The organism is Rahnella sikkimica (genome assembly GCF_002951615.1).
GTDB lineage: Bacteria > Pseudomonadota > Gammaproteobacteria > Enterobacterales > Enterobacteriaceae > Rahnella > Rahnella sikkimica.
Window position 1 is genome coordinate 188,737 of sequence record NZ_CP019063.1, and the last position, 24,257, is coordinate 212,993.

Below are 24,257 nucleotides of genomic sequence, written 5' to 3' on the forward strand. Positions count from 1 at the left end.
TCCCTAATATAATCAGCCCATTCATTCACCAACTGAATACATAAGGAGGATTGCCATGCTGACACGTGAAGTTTTTTTAATTTCACTCGTCCTTAGCGATCGTCACTGCTCAAGCGTTACCGGTATCGTGCTGCGATAACCTGCTTGAGCGAAGCTAACTGACAATCTGAGAACTTCCCTCCGGCTTACCGGTTATCGTCGGCTTTATTGACGAAAGGCATTTGTTTGCCTGTAAAACTTGAGTAAGCGCCATGACATTATTATCTGCACAATCCTTATCCTTCGATAATTCCTTCGGTCCTTTGCTGACGGAGATTTCTTTTGGCCTGAAAAAAGGCGACCGCATCGGGCTTATCGGCCATAACGGCTGCGGGAAAAGTACCCTTCTGAAAATCCTGAACGGCGAACTGGCGGCCACGTCCGGCACGCTGACGCTGGCGAATCAGTGCATTATGGCGACGGTGGAACAGCATCTTCCGGCGGCATTGCAGGATGCAACGCTGATTGACGCGGTGCAAAATCATTTGCCCGGCAGCCTTCATCAGCCGGAACGCTGGCAGGCCGAAGTCTTGCTCGCCTCACTTGGCTTTGAAGAAAAAACCTGGAGTCTGGTCGCCGGAACGCTCAGCGGCGGGCAACATACGCGGCTGATGCTGGCGCGGGCGTTGATCCGGCAACCGGATTTACTGCTGCTGGATGAGCCGAGTAACCATCTGGATCTGCCGACTTTGCTGTGGCTCGAGCAGTTCCTGCAAAACTGGGGCGGCAGTTTTGTACTGGTTTCCCACGACCGCAGCCTGCTGGACAATGTCACCAACTGCACCTGGATCCTGCGCGACAAAACGCTGCAATTCATCCGTCTCCCCTGCTCTTCGGCCCGTCAGGCGCTGGCCGAAAAAGATGCGGCGGACGCGTTGCGCAGAAGAGCCGAACAAAAGGAGATTGACCGGGTCACCCTGAGTGCTAAACGGCTGGCGGTCTGGGGCAGCGTATATGACAACGAAGGTCTGGCCCGCAAGGCCAAGCAAATGGAAAAGCAGATCGACCGGATGAAGGAAGATCAAACCGACGTGACAGCGGGCAATCAGTGGCAACTGCGGCTGCGCGGTGAAGCCCTACCGGCGGATCGCGTGCTGGCGCTTTCTGCCTTACAGATCCGGCCTGCACCTGACGCGCCGGTCTTGTTTGAACTGGGCGAACTGCGGGTGAAAAGCGGCGACCGTATCGCGCTGGTCGGCCGCAACGGCTGCGGTAAATCATCGCTGCTGCATCATTTGTGGCAGGCTTTCAGTCAGCCGGAAACCGTTGCTGAGGGCGTGATTTTTCATCCCAAAGTTCGCGCAGGGTATTACGACCAAAGTCTGCGGCAGTTGCGGGATGAGGATTCGCTGTCTGATGCGCTGGCACACTTTGCGCCGCTGACCGAAGAACAGCGGAAAATGGCGCTGACCGAAGAACAGCGGAAAATGGCGCTGATCGGTGCCGGTTTTCCGTATCTTCGCCATCAGCAAAAAGTCAGTACGCTGAGCGGCGGCGAGCGTTCAAGGCTGCTGTTTATCGCGCTGACGCTGGCGAATTACTCACTGTTACTGCTCGATGAGCCGACCAACCATCTGGATATAGAAGGCAAAGAGGAGCTGGCGGAAACGCTGAAAACCTTCAGCGGCGCTGTCTTGCTGGTTTCTCACGACCGGACGCTCATCGGGCAAAGTTGTAATCGCTTCTGGCTTATTCATCAGCAACAGCTTGAGGAATGGCACAGTCTTGCGCCGGTCTACGCGATTCTGGCCCAGACGCCAGTACCCGATTCCCCGGCAGCAGTAAAACCACAGACGGCGACCTCTGCGGTTCCCGAAACCGAAGAAGAACACTGGCTGGCGACGCTGCTGGAGCTGGAAAGTAAACTGGAAGAAGATCTGGCGCGAAAACCCAGACATCAGAAACCAGAACTGCAACGCCAGTGGCAGCAGCAAATCACTGAACTCAGTGCCTTGCTGGATTTGACGTAGTACGTCTGAAAAACCCTTCGAGGCCGCAGAAATGCGGCCTTTTATCATGCCCGCCTGTCGCTTTCACCCGCGTCGAGTATGCTTAAAAAGCAGAAACATTTTTCCGGGGAACACAGCATGAAAACCCGTATTAAAAAACTAAAAAATCGGTATCCGTTACACATCCAGATCACAGCCCTTTTTACGTTTTTAATTGTTTCGATCGGCTGCATTATTATTCTGTTCAGCCACACTCAGCTGACAAAACTGACCGAAGTCAGCACGCATCAGCAGTATCAGAAAACGGGTGAAGCCATCGCCAGTGAGCTGAATTCCGTGACACGTAATATGGCGACGTCGGTAGATATTCTGACAAAAATGCCCATCACCGCAGCGCTAACTGAAACAGAACGCATGGCGCGGGTGAGCACTTTCATTATGGTATTACAGCAGAATAATTATGCCAGTTCGGTCTACTGCGCTTATTCCAACGGCGATTTCTTTATTCTCCGGCGCTTAACCAGTCAGAATCGCGCGTTATTTAATGCCCCGACCAGCGCGCAATGGCTTGCACAAAACTACCGGTTTGATTTAACGACACCTGAGAAAAAAGAGTTCTTTTTAGATAATCAGCAAAACGTGATTTCTTCGGGCACTGTGCCTTACGACAATTACGATCCGCGTGGCAGAAAATGGTTCACGCTGGCCAGTGCAGAAAAAGGGCTGATTACGTCGCCCAATTATATTTTCAAAGGGACCGGCGAAACCGGTTTTACCTACAGCCAGCAGGCTGATAATCAGCACGCAGTGATAGGACTCGACGTTTCCCTCGCTTCACTGTCCGCATTCTTGCAGCAACAGGGATTACCGCCGGGCAGCCAGGCGGCGATATTATCAGAGTCCGGCGAAATCATCGCCAGCGACCCCGAACAGAAACACGCAAATAACGGTGGCCTGATGGCAGGAAATCTGCCCGTTTTGCAACCACTGTTATCGCAGGGCAATGCCGGAAACAGCCGCCTTTTTCGCGCGGATAATCAAGACTGGTACGGTTCTGTCATCAATATTCGCAGCATGGGAAACGACTATCGCCTGGCGATCGCCACGCCTTCGGCTTTTCTGACCGCAAATGCCAGTGCGATCAGTAACCGCTCCACGCTGATTGCTTTCTTATTGCTGTTACTCAGCCTGCCGGTTATCTGGTATTTTTCGCGTAAAATTTCCCGTCCGCTGGTCAGCCTGCGAAAAGATGCAGAAGCGATCAGCAATTTGCACTTCGAGACAGAAACCCATTCCATAAAAGGCTCTGTGATTGAGGAGGTGGATGATTTACATACCGCGATGGCAAAAATGAAACTCACGCTGACCAAATTCATCTCTATGGGCCGTATGTTGACCGTTAAGAATAACTTTACTCAGCAAATGCAGGGGCTGTTAACGGAAACCACGGAAATAGCTGACATGACCGGAGGAATGGTCTTTCTTGCCAATCAGGACATGAATCTTTTCACACCCGTGGCATTCCGGTGGCGCGATGAAAATATTGAACTCGCCGGTATCTCGCCTCTCGAAGTGGATAACGAACGTTGCAGTGAATTCTGGAAAATACTCAAAGGCCAGACCCTCAGCGGGATCCTCACGCAGGAAACCATTCCTGCGCCTTTACAGGCCTTCTTCCATCCGCATTTTCCCCTGCGCTACGTCGCGGTTCCAATGCAGACGCACGATAACCAGCTTCTGGGTTTTCTGTTACTTTTCAATACCACCACGCTCAGCGACAAGCAGGAAAACGCCAAAGTCCAGCTGATCAATTCGCTGGTCGGGATGTTATCCGTGGCGATTGAAGCGCAGCATCTGCTGGTGGAACAAAAAAATCTGATGAACGCCTTCATCAGGTTGATCGCCGGTGCCATCGATGAGAAAAGCGCGTATACCGGCGGCCACTGCCAGCGCGTGCCGGTCATCACCAAAATGCTGGCCAAAGCAGCCGTGGAAAGCCGTGCAGGGCCTTTCGCCAGTTTTACGCTTTCTGAAAACGAGTGGGAGGAATTGCATACTGCCTGCTGGCTGCATGATTGCGGGAAGATCACCACGCCCGAAGCGGTGGTGGATAAAGCCACCAAACTGGAGCTGATTTACAACCGTATTCACGAGATCCGTATGCGCTTTGAGTTGCTGAAACGTGAGAAGGAAATTGAATTCTTACGCCAGTATTCTAGTCATCCCGCCGGGAGCGCAGAGGCGCTGACGCTGAAAGAGACGATACGTCAGCTCGACGATGATTTCTATTTTATTGCCCGCTGTAATATCGGCAGCGAGTTTCTTTCCGATGAGGCACTGGCGCGAATCAATCAGATTGCCGGTTACCGCTGGACGCGCACGCTCGAAGATACGGCCGGTATTTCACGCGAAGAGCTAATGCGTAAAGAACGCCAGCCGCAACCGGCGTTGCCGGTTCAGGAACCGATGCTGGCGGACAAAGAAGAACATATCGTCTATCGCGATGGGGCCAGCAAACAGGCCGACAGTTACCATTTCAAACTGAAAAAACCGGAATTGCAGTATAACTATGGCGAAATCTATAACCTGGCAATCCGCCGTGGCACCCTGAACGACGAGGAACGTTACAAAATCAACGAACACATTATGCAGACCATTATTATGCTCGAAAATCTGCCGTTCCCGCGCACCATGTCCAATGTGCCGGTGATTGCGGGCGGGCATCATGAGCGCGTCGACGGCAAAGGCTATCCGTTTCAGCTTAATTACACGCAGATGAGTATTCAGGTCAGGATGATGGCGATTGCGGATGTTTTCGAGGCGCTGACCGCCGCCGACCGGCCTTACAAACCAGGAAAACTGCTCTCGGAAGCCCTGAATATCATGGTCAGTATGGTGAACGAACATCATCTGGACAGGGATTTGTTCATCCTGTTCCTGCAATCGGGTATCTGGCGCGAATATGCCCAAACCTATTTAGATCCAGAGAAAACCGGTAGCGTCGATATCGCTGCTCTGCTGGCAAAAATCGGCCCGCAATACATTGAAGATATCCCTCGTGAAGAAAGCCCGGCGTGAGCTAACGCCCTGTGATTAACAAAAAGATCACGCCCTCTCCGCCGCCTTGGTAGACTGGCCAGAGACCCAAAAATGAGCTGCCGGAGAAAACATGTTTAACGTATTACGTGCTGAACCTAAAACGACTTTCGAATATGGCCCGTTCCGGATCCGGCGCATGCGTCCGGGGCAGATCCTGCCCGAGCGCGGTGACGATGCGTTCGGCCCGCTGAGTGTCATCGACCACGCGAATCTCGAGCAGGGAACTCTGGTGAAAATGCATGAGCATAATAACGACGAGATCCTCAGTTATCTGTGGCGCGGCTCGATGGTTCATGAAGATTCCACCGGTCACCGCGTTTCCCTGTCGCCGAAAAAACTGATGATGATGAATGCCGGGGAAAGCTTCTGGCATGAAGAATCCACGCCACTGGTTTCGGCTGAAATGCTGCAAATATTCATTCGCCCGCGCAAAGCGAATCTCGAGGGCCGCGTACAGTTTATGGACAGGCCGGAGGGCGTGAAGCAAAACAAGTGGACGCTGATTGCTGCGCCGGAAGGCATAGAGTCTCCGCTGGAAATCTGTCAGGCAATCTACATTTACGATACCCGTCTGGAGGCGAACGCGACCCTGGAGATCCCTTCGCACAAGGATTTTGCGCAATGGCTGTATGTTATGGACGGCGAAATCACCCTCGGCGGTCACACACTGGCTAAAGGTGATGCGATCAGCGATGAAGCCAGCGCGCTGACGCCAGCAACGGCCACGACAGATACCACGCTGGTCTGTTTTCTGGTGTATCTGGACGCGGAAGCGGTTCTGGAAGGTACCATCAGCGGTAAGTTTGGTAACGTGAAATAAGACTGCGGGTTAGCGCTACGAATAATCCGAGTTATTACAGCGTGATAAATGAAAAAGCCCCAGCAAGTTATTGCCAGGGCTTTTAAGGGACTATCAAGTTAGTATTAAACATTCATCAACTTAATTACAGATACTTACTTCTAAAGATGTACATCGTTTCACAGGATATATTTTTGAAGCTGGGTAACGCTATCCTCCTACAATTTTGTGGAATAACATCGTTATCCTGTTCATTTCATTCCCCTGATTTTTCAGGTCAGGATAAATGAGTACATCACCCTCGCGATATAGACTCTTTGATGCGTGACCTTACTCTCTTCGCGATATTCTCGATTTCAGACTTACGTACCCAAATCGCGAACATTACTCTTAATTACAAGGCGTTACATCATCGCGCTTTCGTCCACATGATGCGATTACACAGATTTACTGCGTGGCCTTAAAGCATCATCTCACAGACTTCAGAATGTCGCCTGATATTGAATCACCCAAACAAAAATACTTCGTAGCCTTTATCGCATCTCATAACTGACAAGTTTATCAACTTGTTAAATGCACCGGGAAATAAAATCTTACTTTCATTTCTCTGCGGGGCTGAGTTCTAATCTACTCGTTATAAACAGTGTGTCAACACTGTATTTAAGTACAGGTTTTTCATCTCTTTTTTGATAAGAAATAATAATAAAAAATGTGATCTGCACCCGAAAATCCGGTAAGAGCATTAACCTAAAAAATCCAAAATTTTCATCCTTCAGAAACATTTCGATGAGCGCATAACCCGGCATCCGTATCAGTCGGTAGTTTTGTACCAGCAAACTAGTTCAGCAGTGTACATCTGGCGCAATATGCACTATATTGCGGCGCGTAAGGCCAATAAGGCAGGATAAAAACGTGTTTTATGGCTATTTCCCCCATCAATTCTTTTACAGCAATTCTTGAACGAATCGTGATAAAAGCCACGCGAGGAACCGCACTATGGCGACGCTTTCCGTGACCACCCCACAACGCTCTGTGCTGGGTGGCGCAATGATTATCGGAGGAACCATTATTGGAGCCGGGATGTTTTCTCTGCCGGTGGTGATGTCCGGTGCCTGGTTTTTCTGGTCAGTCGCGGCGCTGATTTTTACCTGGTTCTGCATGCTGCATTCCGGCCTGATGATTCTGGAAGCTAATCTGAATTATCCGGTGGGTTCGAGCTTCAACACAGTGACCGGCGATTTGCTGGGCAAAAACTGGAACCGGCTAAACGGCGTAACCATCGCATTCGTGCTGTATATCCTGACGTATGCCTATATCTCGGCCAGCGGCTCCGTGATCACGCATACGATGCGCGAAATGTCGGTGAGCTTCTCCCCGCGTCTGGGCGGGCTGCTGACGGCGCTTGCCGTGGCGTTTATTGTCTGGCTGAGCACGCGCGCGGTGAGCCGCATGACGGCTATCGTTCTGGGTGCAAAAATCATCGCGTTCTTCCTGACCTTCGGCAGCCTGCTGTGGCACATCAAGCCGGTGAATTTACTGAACAGCGCCGAAATCAACCCGAGTTACATGCCGTATGTACTGGCGACGCTGCCCTTCTGTCTCGCGTCCTTCGGCTATCACGGCAATGTGCCCAGCCTGATGAAGTATTACGGCAAGAATCCGCAGATCATAAAAAAATGCCTGCTTTTAGGCACGCTGATGGCGCTGGGGTTGTACATCATCTGGATGCTGGGGACGATGGGAAATATTCCTCGCCCTGAGTTTGTCGGGATTGCAGCCCGTGGCGGCAACATCGACGTGCTGGTGCAGTCGCTGAGCCAGATTTTGAACAGCGAAGGATTAGATCTGCTGCTGACTATCTTCTCAAACTTTGCCGTGGCCTGTTCATTCCTCGGCGTAACGCTCGGGCTGTTCGACTATCTGGCGGATCTCTTTGGGTTTAATGACAGCCGCACAGGACGCTTTAAAACGGCGCTGGTGACCTTTATTCCGCCTATCATTGGCGGTGTGATTTACCCGGACGGCTTTATCTACGCCATCGGCTTTGCGGGCCTGGCGGCCACCGTCTGGGCAGTGATTGTTCCGGCGCTGATGGCTCGCGCGTCACGTGAGCGCTTCGGCAGCCCGCTGTACCGCGTATGGGGCGGAAATAAAATGATTGTGCTGGTATTGCTGTTTGGTGTGCTCAATGCGGGCGTACATATTCTGTCCAGTTTGAATCTGTTGCCCGTTTATCACTGAAAGGCATAATACCGTTTCGAGCCATGTCTTCCGGCATGGCTTTTTTTGTTTTACATCACAAACTCCCGTCTTAAATAAATTCCCCCTACAGACAGTCATTTATTTGCCGATTATATATTGTAATAATCAATTCAAATGCCAAATATAACCCTTCGACCGTATTCAAAATCAGGAAAAAAATGCTGGAAATTTTCGATGTGAGTTACAACGACCTGACAGGCAAACGTTCGGATGATCTCTACAAACTGAGGAAAAAAACGTTCAAAGACCGTCTGGACTGGGCCGTTCAATGTACCAATGGTATGGAATTTGATGAGTTTGATAATGCCGATACGCGCTACATGCTGGGTATTTTCGACAATCAGTTGGTGTGCAGCGTCCGTTTCGTTGATTTACGCCTGCCCAATATGATCACCCATACTTTTAACCGGCTGTTCGATGATGTGGAATTACCGGAAGGTGATTATATCGAATCGAGCCGATTTTTCGTGGATAAGAACCGCGCAAAGGAATTACTCGGCAACCGTTTTCCCATCAGCCATGTTCTGTTTCTTTCCATGATTAACTACGCCCGCCATCACGGACACACCGGTATTTATACAATAGTCAGCCGGGCAATGTTAACCATCGCAAAACGCTCCGGCTGGAAAATTGAGGTGATCAAAGAAGGTTTTGTCAGCGAAAATGAGCCTATTTATCTTCTTCGCCTTCCGATTGATTTGCATAATCAGGGCATCCTTGCCAAACGTATCAGCGAGCAGTCTGAAGCGTCGCTGGATGCGTTATGCGAATGGCCTATGTCTTTGCCTGTGACACCAGTACAGGTTTGATAAGCTCCAGCTCAACGCCAAGCCGGATTGCCTGTTTGGCGTTGATAACCCCCAGTTTTTTCACCACGTTCCCCATATGATATTTCACGGTACGCGTCGTGATATTAATAATTTTTGAAATTTCATCATAGGTTTTCCCCATGCTTGCCCAGTGCAACACTTCATTTTCGCGGGGTGAAAAAATCGGTTTATCACCGCTACTCAGCGAGGGTGAAATATGCGAGGAACGCGCTGCGCTCTGATTGAGCATCAGCATTTTCTCATGGGTTTTGATCAGCAGACATTGCAGCTTATCCATGTCCTGCGCCACCCTATTTTCCGGCCCTTTCTCCGCGCCCGTTTCCATTATCAGCGACAACATACCCAGATTATTCATGTGGTCATGCAGCACGAAAGTGAAACCATTCACGATATTATATTTCTTCGAGAGTGAGAAAATTTTGGATGATTTTAAATCAGAAAGCACGGTAAGATTTTCATCCCACGCGAACGGCGAAACACGCTTGAGCGCGGTCAGAACAACCGGATCGATATGCTGGTAATTATGGGATTTATAGATATCAGCCCATTCGTCCGGATAGCTGGTGACCACAAAAATATCCACCGGATTTCTTTTATTGATCACCAGATAGGTGTATTTCAGATTACCGTAAGAAACTAGTTTCCTTTCGAGATAATCACGTAACGTATCGATAATCTTTTCATCATTTCTTACACGAGAATGCATTACCCTTCTCCCCCTGCTGACGCGGCTTCCCTGTTGATTTTGGTGGTCTTTCTGTCACAAAGTACAGTGTAATATTACACCTTAGTACAGCTATCGGGTTGCGTCACCCCCCGTATAATCACCGCATAATAATTAATTAGCAAAAAAAAACCTGACCGTTAGAGTCAGGTAGCAACATTAGCCCACACCAGGGAAATCTTTAAAAAGAAGTTATACCTAAAATGCTACAGAAGCGGACAGATTTCAACCGTTGCCGCTTCAGTAGCATTTATTATTTCCGTGCATCGAAATAGTTTGCTTAAATATCCACCAGAGCCATTCTCTCCTCTCCGATAATATTCACATTTTCATTGCCAATCGCTTCCCCAGTCGGTTTAGACTCCCGCCCTCCATTTCCAGCACTCTCGCCGCCGCAGACCCGTTCATCTCATTTTACTGCGAGATTTTTGATATGACGATTTGAGATGAAAATAACTGGCACGATGCGGATAAAACGCCAGCGTTTTGTGAGGTGTGCAAGAGATATTAACGGAGGGGAAATCAGAAGAGAACGTCATCACGCAGCCTGCTTTGCATGTGAGACAACAGGCCGCGATCTTCGGTCAGGCGGTTAGCCTTTTGCTTTATTCACTGAAACAATTTCTTTGATGAAAGTGAAGTTTGAATCGCCGTGATCAGTTTTGATCGTCGGGTAGATTCTTTCGCCTTTCTTCACAAAGCCAGTGACTTCGTGGGTTGAGCCGTTCTTGACGGTAAAGCTGTCGCCAATACTCATCGAACTTTCGATTTCGCTCATAACAATCCTTAACGCTTCGTACAGGAAACTTCAAAAAACCAGGGTACGGCTAAAACTCTTGTTGCCGGTCGATGGTAGGCCTTTATGCGTCAGGTAGCCAGTTCCCATTCTTTTGGCGAAAAATACGCCCCGTCAGAAAAATCAGTTTATCTCCGTATTGGCGTTCAGTGCTTCGCCCGTGGCATAGAACTGACCGCCCGCGATGTAGTGCAAACTGCGCAGGGATGGATCGGCGTCTTCGAAATGCCAGTGGCCGTTGCTGAATACGCGGGTATCCGCCCAGGCACCGACAATTTCGCCGATAAACAGATCATGCGCCTGCTGGTTATGCGGCTCAGGGATCAGCTTACACGCCAGCCACGCGGAGCAACCGGCGACAAACGGCAGGTCGCCGTGCCCTTCCATGCGAAACAGCTCTGCGCCGCAGTGCTGCAATTTATCCGGATCGTTACGCAGCGTTCTGTTGCCCAGATCATAGGTCATCTGCAATTGCGCCACCGTCGGCACCTGAATCACGAAATAACCGCTTTGCTCAATCAGCTCACGGGTACGGGCGATTTTATCGATAACCACCGTCAGTTTTGCCGGTTTGAAATCCAGCCCGCACACCCAGGATGCTGACATCACATTGTCAACGCCCGCATGATGGGCGGAAACCAACGCGGTGGTTCCGTGGTTGATCAGGCGGTACGCTTTTTCCAGTTCGACGGGCGAAAATTGTGGGGTCATCAGATTCTCTCAGCAAAAAAATGTCAGACAACAGCATGGCAAATCAGCCCGGCCAGCACTACGCAATCGGTGCGGACTGTCGCGGTTTTATGGATTTTTGCAGTAAATTAGCCGTCAGCGCCAGCAGGAAAAAAAGCGCCTGAATCAGCACAATCGTCGGCCCCGTCGCGGCATCAATATAAAAGCTGATAAAGGTTCCGCTGACGGCTGCCAAAAGTGACACTGTCACTGCAATCGTCACCATTTTCGGTAACGTCTTGCATAACAGGAAGGCGGTAATGCCCGGCGTGATCAGCATCGCCACCACCAGCACCACGCCGACGGCCTGAAGCGCCGCGACAATGGTCATCGCCAGCATACACAGCAACGCGTAGTGGTAAAAACGCACCGGTAACCCGATGACTTTGGCCTGAACCGGATCAAAGCAAAAGAGCACTAAATCCTTAAATCTTAACAGGATAGCCAGTGTCACCACTGCCGCGATAATCAGCGTTTGCAGCATTTCGCTGTCCGTCACGCCGAGCACGTTACCAAACAAAATATGGCTGAGATGCTGTTCAGTGTTCACCCGTGAGAAAAGCACCAGACCGGCGGCAAACATCCCTGAGAACACAATGCCCATCACTGAATCTTCTTTTACGCGGCAATGCTCTTTAATAAATCCGGTGGCGACGGCGCAGAAAAGCCCGGAACCAAACGCCCCGATAGCCAGCGGGATGCCCGCCAGATAGGCCAGCACAACGCCCGGTAACACGGCGTGAGAAATGGCGTCGCCCATCAGCGACCAGCCTTTCAGCACCAGAAAACAGGAAAAAATCGCGCAGACGATACTGGTCGCCGCTGCGGTCAGCAGCGCGCGCTGCATAAACGCGAAGCCCATCGGCTCAAGCAAAACATCCAGCCAGCTCATCATCATGCGCGGCTCCTGCGGATACGGAAGTGATTAACCAGCCAGCCGTGTTTCGGTGCAAACAGAAACGCCAGGAGGAAGACGAAGGTTTGCAGGCAGACGATAACGCCACCGGTCGCGCCATCCAGGTAATAACTCAGCCACGCGCCAACTGCGCTGGTGACCGCGCCGATAATCACCGAGAGAATCAATAAATGCGAGAAGCGGTCAGACAGCAGATACGCCGTAGCGCCGGGGGTGATCACCATCGCGATGACCAGAATCGCGCCGACGGTTTGCAATGCCGCTACGCTGCACGCGCTGAAAATGGTGAAAAAAATGATTTTCAGTTTCAGCGGGGAAAGCCCGACCGACACGGCGTGCGCTTCATCAAAGAAGACCGCCAGCAGATCCCGCCAGATCACACACAACACTACCAGCGAAACGCCGACGATGATTTGCACCTGCAAAATATCCGCGTCGTCTATGCCTAGAATGTTGCCGAACAGGATCGACTGCACGTTGACCGACGTTGGGTTAAGCGACACCAGCAGCAGCCCGAGCGCAAAGAATGTGGAGAACACGAAGCCAATAATCGCGTCTTCACGCAGTTTGGTGAAATGGCGTAACAGCGTCATCGAAAGCGCCGCAAGAATGCCGGTGCCGAACGCACCAACGGCATACGGGAAACCGAGCGCATAAGCCCCCGCCACGCCGGGAACCACCGAGTGAGATAAGGCATCGCCCATCAGCGACCAGCCTTTGAGCATCAGATACGCCGATAAAAATGCACACACCGCGCCCACGCCCGCGCTGACCCAGATGGCTTTGACCATATAATTGTACTGAAATGGCTCAAGCAGCAGTTCGGTCATACCACCCGCCTTACCGTTGTCTCCGGCACGCTCTCTTTCTGCACGTTCTCTTTTTGCACAGTCTCTTTTTGGACTAAATAGCCGATATTGCGCAGTGCACCGCCAAAGGTGTTTTCCAGATTCTGATGCGTGAACGTGGCTGACAGCTCACCGGCGGCCATGACCGTCCGGTTGATTAACACCACGCGATCGCAGAAATCCGGCACGCTGGCAATATTGTGCGTGGACACCAGAATCAGATGCCCTTCCTCTCGCAGCTGGCGCAGAAGTTCGATAATGGCGTTTTCCGTTTTGATATCCACTCCGGTAAAAGGCTCATCAAGCAGCAATACGCGCCCCTGCTGCGCCAGAGAACGTGCCAGGAACACACGTTTTTTCTGACCGCCCGACAACTCACCAATCTGACGATGTGCAAGATCGGTCAGCCCGACACGCGCCAACGCCGACGCGACCTGATTTCTATCTTCCTGCGAGGGAATACGCAGAAACGACATTTTGCCGTAACGCCCCATCATCACCACGTCGCGAACCAGCACGGGAAAATTCCAGTCCACTTCTTCGGACTGCGGCACATAAGCGATCAGATTCTGCTTGAGGGCTTTGGCGACGTTCAGGCCATCCAGCGTCACGCTACCGTGCGTCGGGCGAATAATGCCCATAATGGTTTTGAATAATGTGGATTTGCCGCTGCCGTTAACGCCCAGCAGTGCGCAAATCGAACCGCCGTGCAGCGTAAAACTCGCGTTTTCAATGGCGGTATGACCGTTGTTGTAAGTCACGGTGACATCGTCAACCCTGAGGTGAAGCCGCGAGTCATTCATTGCCCGAACCCTTGCGCAATCGTGCCAACGGTCACTTTCAGCAAATCAATATACGTAGGCACCGGGCCGTCCGCGGCGGACAGCGAATCGACATACAACACGCCGCCGTATTTCGCGCCGGTTTCCTTGCTGACCTGTTTGGCCGGTTTATCCGAAATCGTGCTTTCGCTGAACACTACCGGGATATTTTGCTGACGAACAAGATCAATCAGCTTTTTCACCTGCTGCGGCGTGCCCTGCTCTTCGGCGTTGATCGGCCACAGATAGGCTTCTTTCAGATCGTAATCTTTCGCCAGATAACTGAACGCGCCCTCACTGGTCACCAGCCAGCGCTGACCGGCCGGGATTTTCGCCAGACGTTCGCGCAGCGGCGCATCCAGCTGCATGATTTTCTGCGAATAATCTTTCGCATTGCGGTCATAGGTTGCGGCGTTTTCAGGATCATATTTCACCAGCGCGGCGCGGATATTCTCGACGTAGACCAGTGCATTTTTCGCCGACATCCACGCGTGCGGATTCGGGTTGCCAACATACGGCCCTTCCTGAATCGGCATGGGCGAAATGCCGTTCGTGACCGTCGCCGACGGCACATCTTTGATATTGGCAAAGAAGCGTCCGAACCAGCGTTCGAGGTTAAAGCCGTTCCACAGAATCAGATCCGCAGACTGCGTTTTGACGATATCGCGCGGTGTCGGCTGATAATCGTGGATCTCAGCGCCCGGCTTGGTGATCGACTCGACAGTCGCCGCATCACCGGCGACGTTCTGCGCGATGTCCTGGATCACCGTGAAGGTCGTCACCACTTTAAACTTTTTTTTGTCCTTATCCGCTGCCGTCGCGTTTCCGGTGATCAGCGCAACAATCATACCGATCAGCATCAGACGTAAACGAAACGGTGAATAACTGAATAATTTTAAGAGACTTTGTCCATTTCCCATCAACGTTCTCCTGTGAAACACCACAACAATCGGCGGTTTATTATTCAGGTATAGCACAGGCTATACTCCATAGCCAAGGCAAAGTTTTCAGAAATTGGTAGATGTGTGCACTTGGTTTACAATGCACGGATTGCTGCGGTGAGCGCGGCTGCGGTGAAAAACCGTTGAGCAAGAAAGAGGCAGGTGTAGTGAAAGAAAAAAAATAAATCCATTACTGGATGTGGAAGAACACGCTCAGGGTTTTTTACAGGTGCGCGAGGCGCATCGCCGGGAATTAATGGACGATTACGTTGAGCTGATTTCAGACTTAATTCATGAATTTGGCGAAGCACGGCAGGTCGATCTGGCCGCCCGTTTGGGCGTTTCACAGCCGACCGTGGCGAAAACGCTGAAACGTCTGGCCAACGCCGGGCTGGTTCATCAGTTGCCCTATCGCGGCACTTTCCTCACGCCGGAAGGCGAAAAACTGGCAGCGGAAAATCGCGAACGTCATAACGTGGTTGAAGCGTTTTTCATTGCGCTGGGCATCAGTGCCGAAACCGCCCGTCTTGATGCAGAAGGGGTGGAACATCACGTCAGCGACGAAACGCTGGCCGCTTTCCGGCGCTTTACGGCGCAAAAAAACGCGCTCTAGCACCGGAAATACCGCCGAAATGATCCGGCGGTATCAATACCCGCTGAGGGTATTTTAATGCAACGGAGCGATTATCGTCGAAAAGATGCCTGAGCGCTTTGTTGTTTATTCATTACCGGCACCCGCTACGGGCAGCCTCGCCAGTGCATCCGTCCAGCTCAATGCCAGTTCGTCCCGCCTGATAACAAACCGTTGCACCGTAAATTCATTGACCAGCGTCGATGTCAGCTTCATGGCATCACGGTGTGCAGAACTTCCGCCAAACGCATCGCGCGCTTGCGCGGAGCGCCATACGGTCATCGTCCACTCCTGTGTACCAAAAATTTCACGACGTAATGAATAAGTGATAAGCCCCGGCTGGTTGGGGAGTGTCTTCACGACTCGGGACGCCACCTGATCAAAGGTCGAACGCCTTTCCGGCTTAATGTTGGCCCTTGTCACCACCACATAAACCGGATCTTCGCCCTTTTCTCCCGCGGCCAGCGGGGGCAGCCGCTGCGGCGTGGAAATAGCACACCCCGAAATCAGGCTGCTTAAGGCCAAAAGTATGACTCTGAAATAATTTGGGCGAAGCGGTTTCATCGGATAATTCCATTTTTAAGAAAGAAGACAATGCCCTGACTGGCAGTGCAAAAGCGATCAGCTCGCCTTTGTTATGTGCCTCACTATATGAAGAGAAGATGGAACGAACTATAATTGAACGTTCATATTTCTTATTCATTCGTTCAATTCTATGGATCCGCTTTCTGAAATAATCCGGCTGTCCAGACCGCGCAGTTACCAGGTGGGTGCAACCGATGTCGGAGGCGATATCGCCATCCGGTTTCCTGCCCACAGCGGTGCGTATTTCTATTCCGTTGCCTTCGGCGAATGCTGGGTTCAGGTCGATGGAGAACCAGAGCCGGTGCTTCTGATGCCCGGTGACTGTGTCGTACTGCCCAGCGGACGTCCTTTCACTCTGGCGAGCGATCTTAAACTTGACCCTATTGATGCGGCCCTGATGTTTAAAGGGCGTGAGAACGGTTCGATCGCCAGCTTCAATGGCGGCGGTAAATGCATGATGTTCGCCGCCCATTTCGAATTTGACGTTGGCTTCTCACACTTTCTGGTCAGTGTGCTGGACGCTGTCGTTCAAATACAGGATCCGTCAGCCAGATCTTCGCTGCGCCGTGCCATTGAGGAGATGATTGTAGAACTCCAACAGGCCCGGCCTGGCTTCGAATCGGTAGTGGAGCATTTGGTGCAAATCACCTTGATCAAGGTTTTGCGGTTTCATTTATCCGAGATGGCATCGGGGCGTGTCGGCTGGCTATTCGCTTTAGCGGATCCCAAGATGACGTCTGCGATCGCCGCAATGCACGCGGCTCCGGCCCGGCGCTGGACGGTGGCTGCCCTGGCTGACGTCGCCGTGATGTCCCGTACGGCATTCGCCACGCGATTCACTGCAACGGTAGGAACGTCCCCCATGAACTACCTGACTGAACTGAGAATGCTGATGGCAGTAAAAAAACTGGCCGAAACAGGCGCGCGCGTTTCGGCGGTTGCGTTCAGCCTGGGCTATGAATCAGAAAGCGCTTTTTCTGCCGCTTTCAAGCGGGTCATGGGGGAACCACCGCGTCAATACATTGATTCGCAGGTTCTTAAAAGGCGTGTCGCTTCGCTTCGTCAATAAACGTATCTCCCTGAATTCTTTATACACAATTGCTGCCAATCTCCTGCCACATTCCCCCACTTCTGATGCCAACCTTTTACAGCGTGAAAGCGTATCTTTACCCTCAGGAGCGGTGTCTTTTGTGCCGCTCCGTGCATCCGGTCAATGTGCTTCGAGGTGGTTATGAAAAGGCTGTTGTTGTTGATGCTTACCGCTGGCGCGCTGATGTCGGCCAGCTCTGCGTCGTTTGCCTATGGGTATTACGGTCACGGCTATTATGGTCATGGATATTACGGTCGCGGCTGGTATGGCGGCCCGCGTGTTGTTATCGGTATTCCCTGGGGGCCGCCGCCGCCGGTGTATTACGGGCCACCGCCGGTTGTCTATGTTACGCCTGCGCAGCCGCAGACCTACGTCGAGAAAACCCCTAATTATGCCTACTACTGCCAGAATCCGGCGGGATATTACCCGCAAGTGCAGCGCTGTGCGCGCGGCTGGATGAAGGTCGTCGTCGGTGATTCCGCTCCACGTTAACAGGCGACAATGTCATGAACAGGTTTACTCCGCTGGGGGTTATTGCTCTGGCCGCTGCGCTTTCCGGCTGCGTATCTCCCCCGACCCGCCCGGACGTGATGGTTTTACCGGGCACGGGAAAGGATTATCAACAATTTCAGATGGATGAAATGTCCTGCCGGAATGCGGCTTACGGCAGTGTGAACGGCGGTGCGCAAACCGCCAATAATACGGCGGTGAATACGGCAGCGGCAGGCACGGTGGTTGGGGCTGCCGCAGGTGCGCTGCTGGGCGCGGCGTCACATCAGGCCGGAGCAGGCGCGCTGATTGGCGCAGGCAGCGGGCTGTTAATCGGCAGTGCGATGGGCAATAACAGCGCCGGTGCCAGCGGCGGCGATTTGCAGGATCAATACGACACGGTTTACACCCAGTGCATGTACGCGAAAGGCAACAAAGTGCCGGTGGACGCCAGCTACAGCGACCGTCAGGACTCTGCGCCGCAAAGCCAGGTGCCGCCGGATTACTACCCGGCTCAGCCAGGGGACAATGGCGTTCCGCCTGATTACGATCAGTAAAACTAAGCAACAAAAAAGGCTGCCCTGATCTGCGGCAGCCTTTTCGTTTTACCCGGTTTAACCCCGGTTAACGGCGTTCACGCAAACGGCGGACGACCGTTGAAAAAATCATCAATCACCTCAAGCACGCCCTCTTTTTCATGCGAAGGTGCACGGTATTTCGCGGCGGCTTTTGCCGGTTCGGACGCATTCTCCATCGCAAAACCGTAGCCCGCGTAACGCAGCATTTCCAGGTCATTCCCGCTGTCACCAAAAGCCAGCACTTCATCATCGCGGATACCGTACCTCTGCTGGATTTTACTCAGCCCGCTGGCTTTGTGATTCCCGGCAATAATCAGATCGATGGATCCGTGGCCGCTGGTCACCGGCGCGACAATCCCGCCGAGCTGTTCTGTGATTTCCCCCATCAGCGGGTAAACGTCGTCTTCCACGTAACTCAGCGCGAACTTGAAAATCGTATCGCTGATTTCTGCATAACTTTGCACTTTGTTCAGACGATGATAATAACGGCGCATCCGGCTGATAAACGCTTCCGGCGTGCCTTCGAGCACATACGCGCCCAGCCTGCCGCAGACAATGGTGTTAATCCCCGGCGTGCGGCTGATCCAGTCCAGCACCAACGTAACCTGTTCGGGTTCAAGTTTGCCGCAGTAGATTTCGCGTCTTTTGTCGACAACGTAACCGCCACCTTCTGCCACGTAAGCGATCTCTTCGTCGGTGTCATCAAAGAAGGATTTTAACTGGTAATACTGGTTGCCGCTGGCAACGACAAATTTGATGCCACGTTGCAGCATTTGATCGTACTGCCCGAGAAAACGGGCTTTATTAAATTCACCATCCTGATCCAGGAAAGTACCATCCATGTCGACGGCAATAAGTTTTACGGCCATTACAGCTCCTTACAGGGTCGGATTTAAAACAATCATCATAAACAAAAAAAGCTGGCGGAGTTCGGCACACCAGCAGGCAAGATGCCACTCAGTTATAAACTTTTATTAATCAGCCTGATATTTTAATTTGTACGCGCCTAACGTCACGATCAGGAATGCGGCGGCGACGGCGGAAAATGCCACGTACAAACTCGACAGGTGCGCGACAAAGCCAATCAGCGCCGGTCCGCCCAATATCCCGAGATAGCCGAGTGTCGCGACAAACGCCACCGACATGTTCACCGGCATCACTTTTTCCTGACCTGCCAGCGTGATCAACACCGGCGCGATGTTCGCCGCACCAATCCCGACCAGCGCAAAACCGCAGATCGGCAGGAACCAGCCCGGCAGCAGGATCACCATCAGATAACCGGCAATCCCGAGAATACCGCCAAACACCAGTACACGTTTACGACCCAGCGCGCTGACAATCGCGTCGCCAGTCAGACGCATCAAGGACATCGCGATAGCGAACACCGCAAATCCCCAGCCCGCATGTTCAAGCGCCAGCCCGCGTTCACCGGTCAGGAAAACGCCGCCCCAGTCGAGCACCGCCCCTTCAGCCATAAAGCAAATCATCGCCATAATCGCCATCAGGATCAGGCGGAAATTCGGTCGCGCTTTGGTTTTGCCTTCGTGCGCACTTTCTTCATGCACCCCGAATGGCAGCAGGCTGCGCCACGAAAACGCGGTGCCCAGAATCACCAGTACGATGGCAAAAAATGTACTTCCCACCGGCGAGATACCGGCACTGAGCAGCAATGCACCGCCGCCCGCACCGGCAATCCCGCCGACGCTCCATAGACAGTGAAAACCGGACATCAGCGGTTTATCCGCCGCCTGTTCAACCATTGTTCCCTGCACATTCACCGCCACATCCGCCAGCCCGATGCCCATGCCGAAAATGAACAGGCTCAGCGCCATCAGCCGGATATCGCTGAACGTGGCCAGCAGCGGCATCATCAGGCAATACATCACCACGGCGGCAAGGATCACCGCGCGGCAACCAAACCGGCCAATAATCCGCCCGGAGCCCAGCATCGACAGCAACGATCCTGCACCGAGACACAGCAGCAGCATACCGAGCGCACCGGCTTCGGAATGCGTTCGCAACTGCGCGTAAGGGACCAGCGCGCCCCACAGCCCCATCGCCATGCCGGTGACAAAAAATATCATTCGCGTCGCAACACGCCTGCCCGGCGCGCCGACCCATTCAGCGGGTTTTTCTAATTCAGGTGACAGTGACAAAGTGCGCTCCTGTGCTGTATTGGATGGTTTTTAAAAGACTTTTAATAAGTGCGCAGTATATTGATCGTAACAAAGCAAAGTCAACGCGAGTGGCGCATTTAGTTTCCGAAAGCGATATGCAGATTGTAGTTATTCAGGGTGAGTTCAGTGATGCCTTGCAGATAGTCCTGCCGCATCGACGGGCGGTAAATCAAAGCAGGCATGTGCTGCGCGGGAATATGCTCCTGACAGCGTAGGGCGAGTTCGGGGATCAGCGCATCGCTGATTTTCGGGCCGGAAAGCGCAATGGTCGCCGGGTTAATAATGGCGGTCAGCGAGACAATGACCTTAGCCATTTCTTCCGCCACAGGCAGCTTATCGAGATCGTTAAACGGCAGGTTCGATACCTCGCCCGCGAACTGACTTGCGCCCTGCAACACCTGCCCGTTGATGACCATTCCGCACCCGAGGCAAGGCACGTCCGGCTTGAAGATATAGGCAACCGGTGCCGTTTCCCCCGCGCAACTGCTGCGGTAAAAACCATAAGCGGTGTAGTTCATGTCGTTATCGGCCTGCACGTAAATACCGAATCTTTCGCGCAGCTGTTGTTCGACGTCCACACCGGCAAACGCGCTGATATCGCAGGTCGCCACGCGCCCTTTCACCACCACGCCCGGCAGGCCAATGCCGAGGGCTTTGATGTTCGGGTAATCCGCCAGCAACCCGCTAATTTGCGCATAAAACGTGTCCAGACTCAGCGGCAGAAAACGCACTTCGCCCTGCGCAAGACTCGCGCCTGTCGCGGAATTCACCGACCAGACGATCTGCGCCGCCGCATCGCTGCCCTGCGCATACAGACTCAGCACGGAGAAATAATCGGGGTTATACGCGTAACGCTGCGCTGGCCGTCCGCCGCGGGACTCGTCCAGTTCCAGCGCCAACACTTCACGCGTCAGACGTAATTCATTGAGCACCGCGCCGCACGTCGCAATGCTCAGCCCCGTTTGCGTCGCCACTTCCGCTTTGGTCGCCGAGCCCAGTGATTTCAACGCCTGAGTGACCAGCACCACGTTGTTAATCTTCATTTCGCGGGTTGTACGGTTTTGCGGGGTAATCATGGTGCCTCGGGATGCGGGGAATTTGAGGGTAATTTAGCACAAAATCAGGGTACGGACTTTTGCCGTTCAAACTCAAAAGGCGACAAATCACTTAATTACCGGCTATAAATGAGTTTCAGCAAATAAGGGGAAAAAATGATTTCGCATATTCACCTGGGTGTTAACGACTTCGGACGGGCGTTCACGTTTTATTCGAGTGTGATGGCCGAACTGGGGCATGTCCTGAAATTTTGTGATGCCGGTAAACCCTGGGCGGGATGGATGGCGGAAGGTGCGCCGCGCCCTTTGTTTATCGTCGGTAAACCTCATGATGGCGAAGCGGCCAGTGCGGGGAACGGGCAAATGGTGGCATTACTGGCCAATAGCCGTCAGACCGTAGACCGGGTTTATGCCTGTGCAATCGAACACGGCGCGAGTTGTGAAGGTGAGCCGGGCTTGCGCCCGCATTATCATCCTGATTACTACGGGGCTTACTTCAGGGATGCGGACGGGAATAAGCTTTGTATCTGCTGTCATCATCCGGAGGCTGAATAAAACCTCCGGATAACGGATTACAACACTTTGCTCAAAAACTCACGGGTACGCGGATTGGTCGGCGCGGTGAAAAGCTGCGCCGGTGGCCCTTCTTCCTGGATCACGCCCTGATCGATAAACACCACGCGATCGGCCACTTCGCGGGCAAAGCCCATTTCATGGGTCACGATCACCATCGTCATGCCTTCGAGCGCCAGTTGTTTCATGACCGCCAGCACTTCGCCGACCAGTTCCGGGTCGAGCGCCGACGTCGGTTCGTCGAACAAAATGATTGACGGTTCCATGGCCAGCGCGCGGGCGATCGCCACACGTTGCTGCTGACCACCGGAAAGGCTGGAAGGCCAGGCGTCGATTTTGTCGATCAGCCCGACTTTTAGCAGCAGCTTTTCAGCGCGGGAAACCGCGTCGGCTTTCGACAACCCTTTCAGCGACATCGGGGCCATAGTCAGGTTTTCCAGCACCGTCATGTGCGGGAACAGATTAAAGCGCTGGAACACCATCCCGACGCCGGAACGCAGCGTATTCAGATTGGTTTTCGGATCATGGACCGCGAAACCGTTCACCACCACTTCACCGCCGTTCGGTTTTTCCAGCGCGTTCAGGCAGCGCAGAAAAGTACTTTTCCCCGAGCCGGACGGGCCGATGATGCATACCACTTCTTTCTCTGCGATATCACACGAGATGCCGCGCAAAACGTGGGTTTCACCGAACTGTTTCTGTAAATCCTTAACGTGAATCACTTTTGCCAAGCCTCTTTTCCATGTGTTGAACCAGTAACGAAAGCAGGAAAGTCAGAACCCAGTACACCAGCGAAATCGTCAGGTAGGGTTCCCAGTAGGTGGCGTAAGCGCCGGAAACGGTACGCGCCGCGTAAGCCAGATCGGCCAGGCCGATGGCGGACGCCAGCGAGGAATCTTTCACAATCGCAATCGCGTTATTACCCAGCGGTGGCAGAATGCGGCGGAACGCCTGCGGCAAAATCACTTTGCGCATCGTTTTGCCCCAGCCCATGCCTAACGCACGCGACGCTTCCATCTGGCCGTTATCGATTGACTGGATCCCGGCGCGGAAAATCTCGGAAACGTAAGCGCCCGCGTTCAGGGTAATCGCCACCACGCAGGATAAAAACGCACCGTAATCGGAGCGTAATGCGCGGGCGAAATCGGAAGACATCAGGCCGTTGGTAACTAAAATCCCGTCACGCGGGTTGATGAACAGCGGAACCAGTGCGAAGTGAACCACCATGATCTGCACAAACAGCGGCGTGCCGCGAAATGCGCTCACGTAAATCCGCACCGGCCATTGCACCGCGAAACGCAGAACATATTTCCACGGGCCGTCGTCGGCGCGGGCCATGCGTCCGAGGCCGAGCAGCAGGCCCCAGGTAGTGCCTAAAATGACGCAAATGAGGGTGCATTTGATGGTCATCAGCGCGCCCTGCACAAACAGCGGCGCATATTCTGAGATTATCTCCCAGCGAAATCCGGTCATACCTGTCCTTGTTCAGGGGCGCTTTCACGCCCCTGCATATCAATATTTATCTGGGGGGATTTATTGCGCTGGCAGCGTTGGCACGTTCTTATCAAACCAGGTTTCGTAGATTTTTGCGTAGGTGCCGTCAGCCACGATTTTCTTCAGACCGGCGTTGATTTTACCCAACAGTTCCGTGTTGTCTTTGGCGACCGCTATACCGAAATACTGACGTTCGAACTTGCTGTCCGGCACCAGTTTCAGGGCTTTTTCAGGATGGGATTTGATGTAGTACTTGACCACGCCGACGTCGCCAACCGCCGCGCCGATGCCGTCTTCCGCCAGTTCCTGCAACATCAGCGGCGTGTTATCAAAACGCTTGATGTCCGTGCTGTTTTTGCCCAGTGCGTCAGACACCACGATGTCGCCGGTGCTGGAGTTTACTACGCCCACTTTCAGGCCTTTCAGCGCGGCAACGGAATTCACTTTAGAATCCGCTGGCACCACGATGGACTGCTCTGCCGGGAAATACGGCGCAGAGAAATCGACCATCGCTTTACGTTTGTCGGTAATGGTGATGCCGGAAATAATGATGTCACGATCACCGGAATTCAGGGTGGCGAAAATCCCTTCCCACGGCGTGTTAACCAGTTTGATGTCAAAGTTTTCCGCTTTGGCGATGGCTTTGATGATGTCGATATCAAACCCTTCCAGCTGTTTCTGGCTGTTTTCATATTCGAAAGGACGATATGTACCGCCGGAACCCACCACGTAAGTGGTTTGCGCAGCGTAAGCGGAAGTGATTAACGAAGAAAGCAGACACCCGGTGAGAACTAAGGATTTGAACATGTACACTCCTGTGTGTTTGTTATTT

At 52.7% G+C, this 24,257-nt stretch carries 25 protein-coding genes; 10 read left to right on the forward strand and 15 right to left on the reverse strand.

Going from position 1 to position 24,257, the window contains the following annotated elements:
* Positions 1-251: 251 nt before the first annotated feature.
* The 5 genes from BV494_RS22240 (at position 252) to BV494_RS22265 (ending at position 8,957) form a co-directional block, all read left to right on the forward strand.
* Positions 252-2,009 carry an ABC-F family ATP-binding cassette domain-containing protein gene (locus BV494_RS22240; protein WP_104924988.1) on the forward strand — a complete coding sequence of 586 codons (1,758 nt, stop codon included), beginning with the start codon at positions 252-254 and terminating at the stop codon, positions 2,007-2,009.
* Between the two features lie 117 nt (positions 2,010-2,126).
* Positions 2,127-5,066: an HD domain-containing phosphohydrolase gene (locus BV494_RS22245; RefSeq protein WP_104925272.1), complete on the forward strand. Its 2,940-nt coding sequence runs from the start codon at positions 2,127-2,129 to the stop codon at positions 5,064-5,066.
* Positions 5,067-5,157: 91 nt separating this feature from the next.
* A complete protein-coding gene (locus tag BV494_RS22250) occupies positions 5,158-5,907 on the forward strand; it encodes a pirin family protein (protein ID WP_104924989.1) in 750 nt (249 codons plus the stop codon).
* Positions 5,908-6,882: 975 nt separating this feature from the next.
* On the forward strand, positions 6,883-8,127 hold the full coding sequence (gene mtr / locus BV494_RS22260) for a tryptophan permease (protein ID WP_104924991.1): 1,245 nt from the start codon (positions 6,883-6,885) through the stop codon (positions 8,125-8,127).
* Positions 8,128-8,306: 179 nt separating this feature from the next.
* Positions 8,307-8,957 carry an acyl-homoserine-lactone synthase gene (locus tag BV494_RS22265; protein ID WP_104924992.1) on the forward strand — a complete coding sequence of 217 codons (651 nt, stop codon included), beginning with the start codon at positions 8,307-8,309 and terminating at the stop codon, positions 8,955-8,957.
* Here the strand turns inward: BV494_RS22265 and BV494_RS22270 are convergent.
* The 7 genes from BV494_RS22270 to BV494_RS22300 all read right to left on the reverse strand — a co-directional run bounded on the left by BV494_RS22270 (position 8,923) and on the right by BV494_RS22300 (position 14,732).
* Positions 8,923-9,684 carry a helix-turn-helix transcriptional regulator gene (locus BV494_RS22270; protein WP_104924993.1) on the reverse strand — a complete coding sequence of 254 codons (762 nt, stop codon included), beginning with the start codon at positions 9,682-9,684 and terminating at the stop codon, positions 8,923-8,925. The genes BV494_RS22265 and BV494_RS22270 overlap by 35 nt on opposite strands.
* Before the next feature lie 610 nt (positions 9,685-10,294).
* Positions 10,295-10,480: a hypothetical protein gene (locus tag BV494_RS22275; RefSeq protein ID WP_104924994.1), complete on the reverse strand. Its 186-nt coding sequence runs from the start codon at positions 10,478-10,480 to the stop codon at positions 10,295-10,297.
* Positions 10,481-10,621: 141 nt separating this feature from the next.
* On the reverse strand, positions 10,622-11,209 hold the full coding sequence (locus BV494_RS22280; RefSeq protein WP_104924995.1) for a flavin reductase family protein: 588 nt from the start codon (positions 11,207-11,209) through the stop codon (positions 10,622-10,624).
* Between the two features lie 58 nt (positions 11,210-11,267).
* Complete coding sequence (locus tag BV494_RS22285) at positions 11,268-12,122, reverse strand: metal ABC transporter permease (protein ID WP_104925273.1); 855 nt, start codon at positions 12,120-12,122, stop codon at positions 11,268-11,270.
* Positions 12,122-12,973, reverse strand: coding sequence for a metal ABC transporter permease (locus BV494_RS22290; RefSeq protein ID WP_104924996.1), 852 nt, complete (start codon positions 12,971-12,973; stop codon positions 12,122-12,124). Before BV494_RS22290 ends, BV494_RS22285 begins: the two co-directional genes overlap by 1 nt.
* Positions 12,970-13,794 (reverse strand): metal ABC transporter ATP-binding protein, encoded by an 825-nt coding sequence (locus BV494_RS22295; protein WP_104924997.1) that lies wholly within the window; start codon positions 13,792-13,794, stop codon positions 12,970-12,972. The genes BV494_RS22290 and BV494_RS22295 overlap by 4 nt, the downstream gene beginning before the upstream one ends.
* Entirely contained in the window at positions 13,791-14,732 is a 942-nt protein-coding gene (locus tag BV494_RS22300) for a metal ABC transporter substrate-binding protein (RefSeq protein ID WP_104924998.1), read from the reverse strand. Before BV494_RS22300 ends, BV494_RS22295 begins: the two co-directional genes overlap by 4 nt.
* 202 nt (positions 14,733-14,934) lie before the next feature.
* On the opposite strand from BV494_RS22300, the gene mntR reads away from it, so the two are divergent.
* Positions 14,935-15,366, forward strand: a complete 432-nt coding sequence (gene mntR / locus BV494_RS22305) for a manganese-binding transcriptional regulator MntR (protein ID WP_104924999.1) — start codon at positions 14,935-14,937, stop codon at positions 15,364-15,366.
* A gap of 105 nt (positions 15,367-15,471) precedes the next feature.
* On the opposite strand, the gene BV494_RS22310 is transcribed toward mntR, so the two are convergent.
* Complete coding sequence (locus BV494_RS22310; protein WP_226790134.1) at positions 15,472-15,813, reverse strand: antibiotic biosynthesis monooxygenase family protein; 342 nt, start codon at positions 15,811-15,813, stop codon at positions 15,472-15,474.
* Entirely contained in the window at positions 15,788-16,087 is a 300-nt protein-coding gene (locus tag BV494_RS26145; RefSeq protein WP_226790140.1) for a hypothetical protein, read from the reverse strand. Before BV494_RS26145 ends, BV494_RS22310 begins: the two co-directional genes overlap by 26 nt.
* Before the next feature lie 12 nt (positions 16,088-16,099).
* On the opposite strand from BV494_RS26145, the gene BV494_RS22315 reads away from it, so the two are divergent.
* The 3 genes from BV494_RS22315 to BV494_RS22325 all read left to right on the forward strand — a co-directional run bounded on the left by BV494_RS22315 (position 16,100) and on the right by BV494_RS22325 (position 18,105).
* Complete coding sequence (locus BV494_RS22315) at positions 16,100-17,038, forward strand: AraC family transcriptional regulator (RefSeq protein WP_104925001.1); 939 nt, start codon at positions 16,100-16,102, stop codon at positions 17,036-17,038.
* A gap of 162 nt (positions 17,039-17,200) precedes the next feature.
* The gene (locus tag BV494_RS22320; protein WP_104925274.1) at positions 17,201-17,551 is read left to right on the forward strand and encodes a hypothetical protein; all 351 of its coding nucleotides are present in this window, start codon (positions 17,201-17,203) and stop codon (positions 17,549-17,551) included.
* Between the two features lie 14 nt (positions 17,552-17,565).
* A complete protein-coding gene (locus tag BV494_RS22325) occupies positions 17,566-18,105 on the forward strand; it encodes a glycine zipper family protein (protein WP_104925002.1) in 540 nt (179 codons plus the stop codon).
* Positions 18,106-18,182: 77 nt separating this feature from the next.
* Here BV494_RS22325 and BV494_RS22330 read toward each other — a convergent pair whose 3' ends face one another.
* The 3 genes from BV494_RS22330 to BV494_RS22340 all read right to left on the reverse strand — a co-directional run bounded on the left by BV494_RS22330 (position 18,183) and on the right by BV494_RS22340 (position 21,379).
* On the reverse strand, positions 18,183-18,995 hold the full coding sequence (locus BV494_RS22330; RefSeq protein ID WP_104925003.1) for a Cof-type HAD-IIB family hydrolase: 813 nt from the start codon (positions 18,993-18,995) through the stop codon (positions 18,183-18,185).
* A 105-nt stretch (positions 18,996-19,100) separates the two neighbouring features.
* Positions 19,101-20,282: an MFS transporter gene (locus BV494_RS22335; protein WP_439958401.1), complete on the reverse strand. Its 1,182-nt coding sequence runs from the start codon at positions 20,280-20,282 to the stop codon at positions 19,101-19,103.
* A gap of 98 nt (positions 20,283-20,380) precedes the next feature.
* Positions 20,381-21,379, reverse strand: coding sequence for an ROK family protein (locus BV494_RS22340; protein ID WP_104925004.1), 999 nt, complete (start codon positions 21,377-21,379; stop codon positions 20,381-20,383).
* 135 nt (positions 21,380-21,514) lie between these two features.
* Between BV494_RS22340 and BV494_RS22345 the strand changes: the two genes are divergently transcribed.
* A complete protein-coding gene (locus BV494_RS22345; RefSeq protein ID WP_104925005.1) occupies positions 21,515-21,913 on the forward strand; it encodes a VOC family protein in 399 nt (132 codons plus the stop codon).
* 17 nt (positions 21,914-21,930) lie between these two features.
* Here BV494_RS22345 and BV494_RS22350 read toward each other — a convergent pair whose 3' ends face one another.
* Genes BV494_RS22350 through BV494_RS22360 form a run of 3 tightly spaced genes read right to left on the reverse strand, consistent with a single transcriptional unit; the run spans position 21,931 to position 24,232 of the window.
* On the reverse strand, positions 21,931-22,653 hold the full coding sequence (locus BV494_RS22350; protein WP_104925276.1) for an amino acid ABC transporter ATP-binding protein: 723 nt from the start codon (positions 22,651-22,653) through the stop codon (positions 21,931-21,933).
* Positions 22,640-23,404, reverse strand: coding sequence for an amino acid ABC transporter permease (locus BV494_RS22355; RefSeq protein ID WP_104925006.1), 765 nt, complete (start codon positions 23,402-23,404; stop codon positions 22,640-22,642). The genes BV494_RS22350 and BV494_RS22355 overlap by 14 nt, the downstream gene beginning before the upstream one ends.
* A gap of 60 nt (positions 23,405-23,464) precedes the next feature.
* Positions 23,465-24,232 (reverse strand): basic amino acid ABC transporter substrate-binding protein, encoded by a 768-nt coding sequence (locus BV494_RS22360; RefSeq protein ID WP_104925007.1) that lies wholly within the window; start codon positions 24,230-24,232, stop codon positions 23,465-23,467.
* Positions 24,233-24,257: the final 25 nt, after the last annotated feature.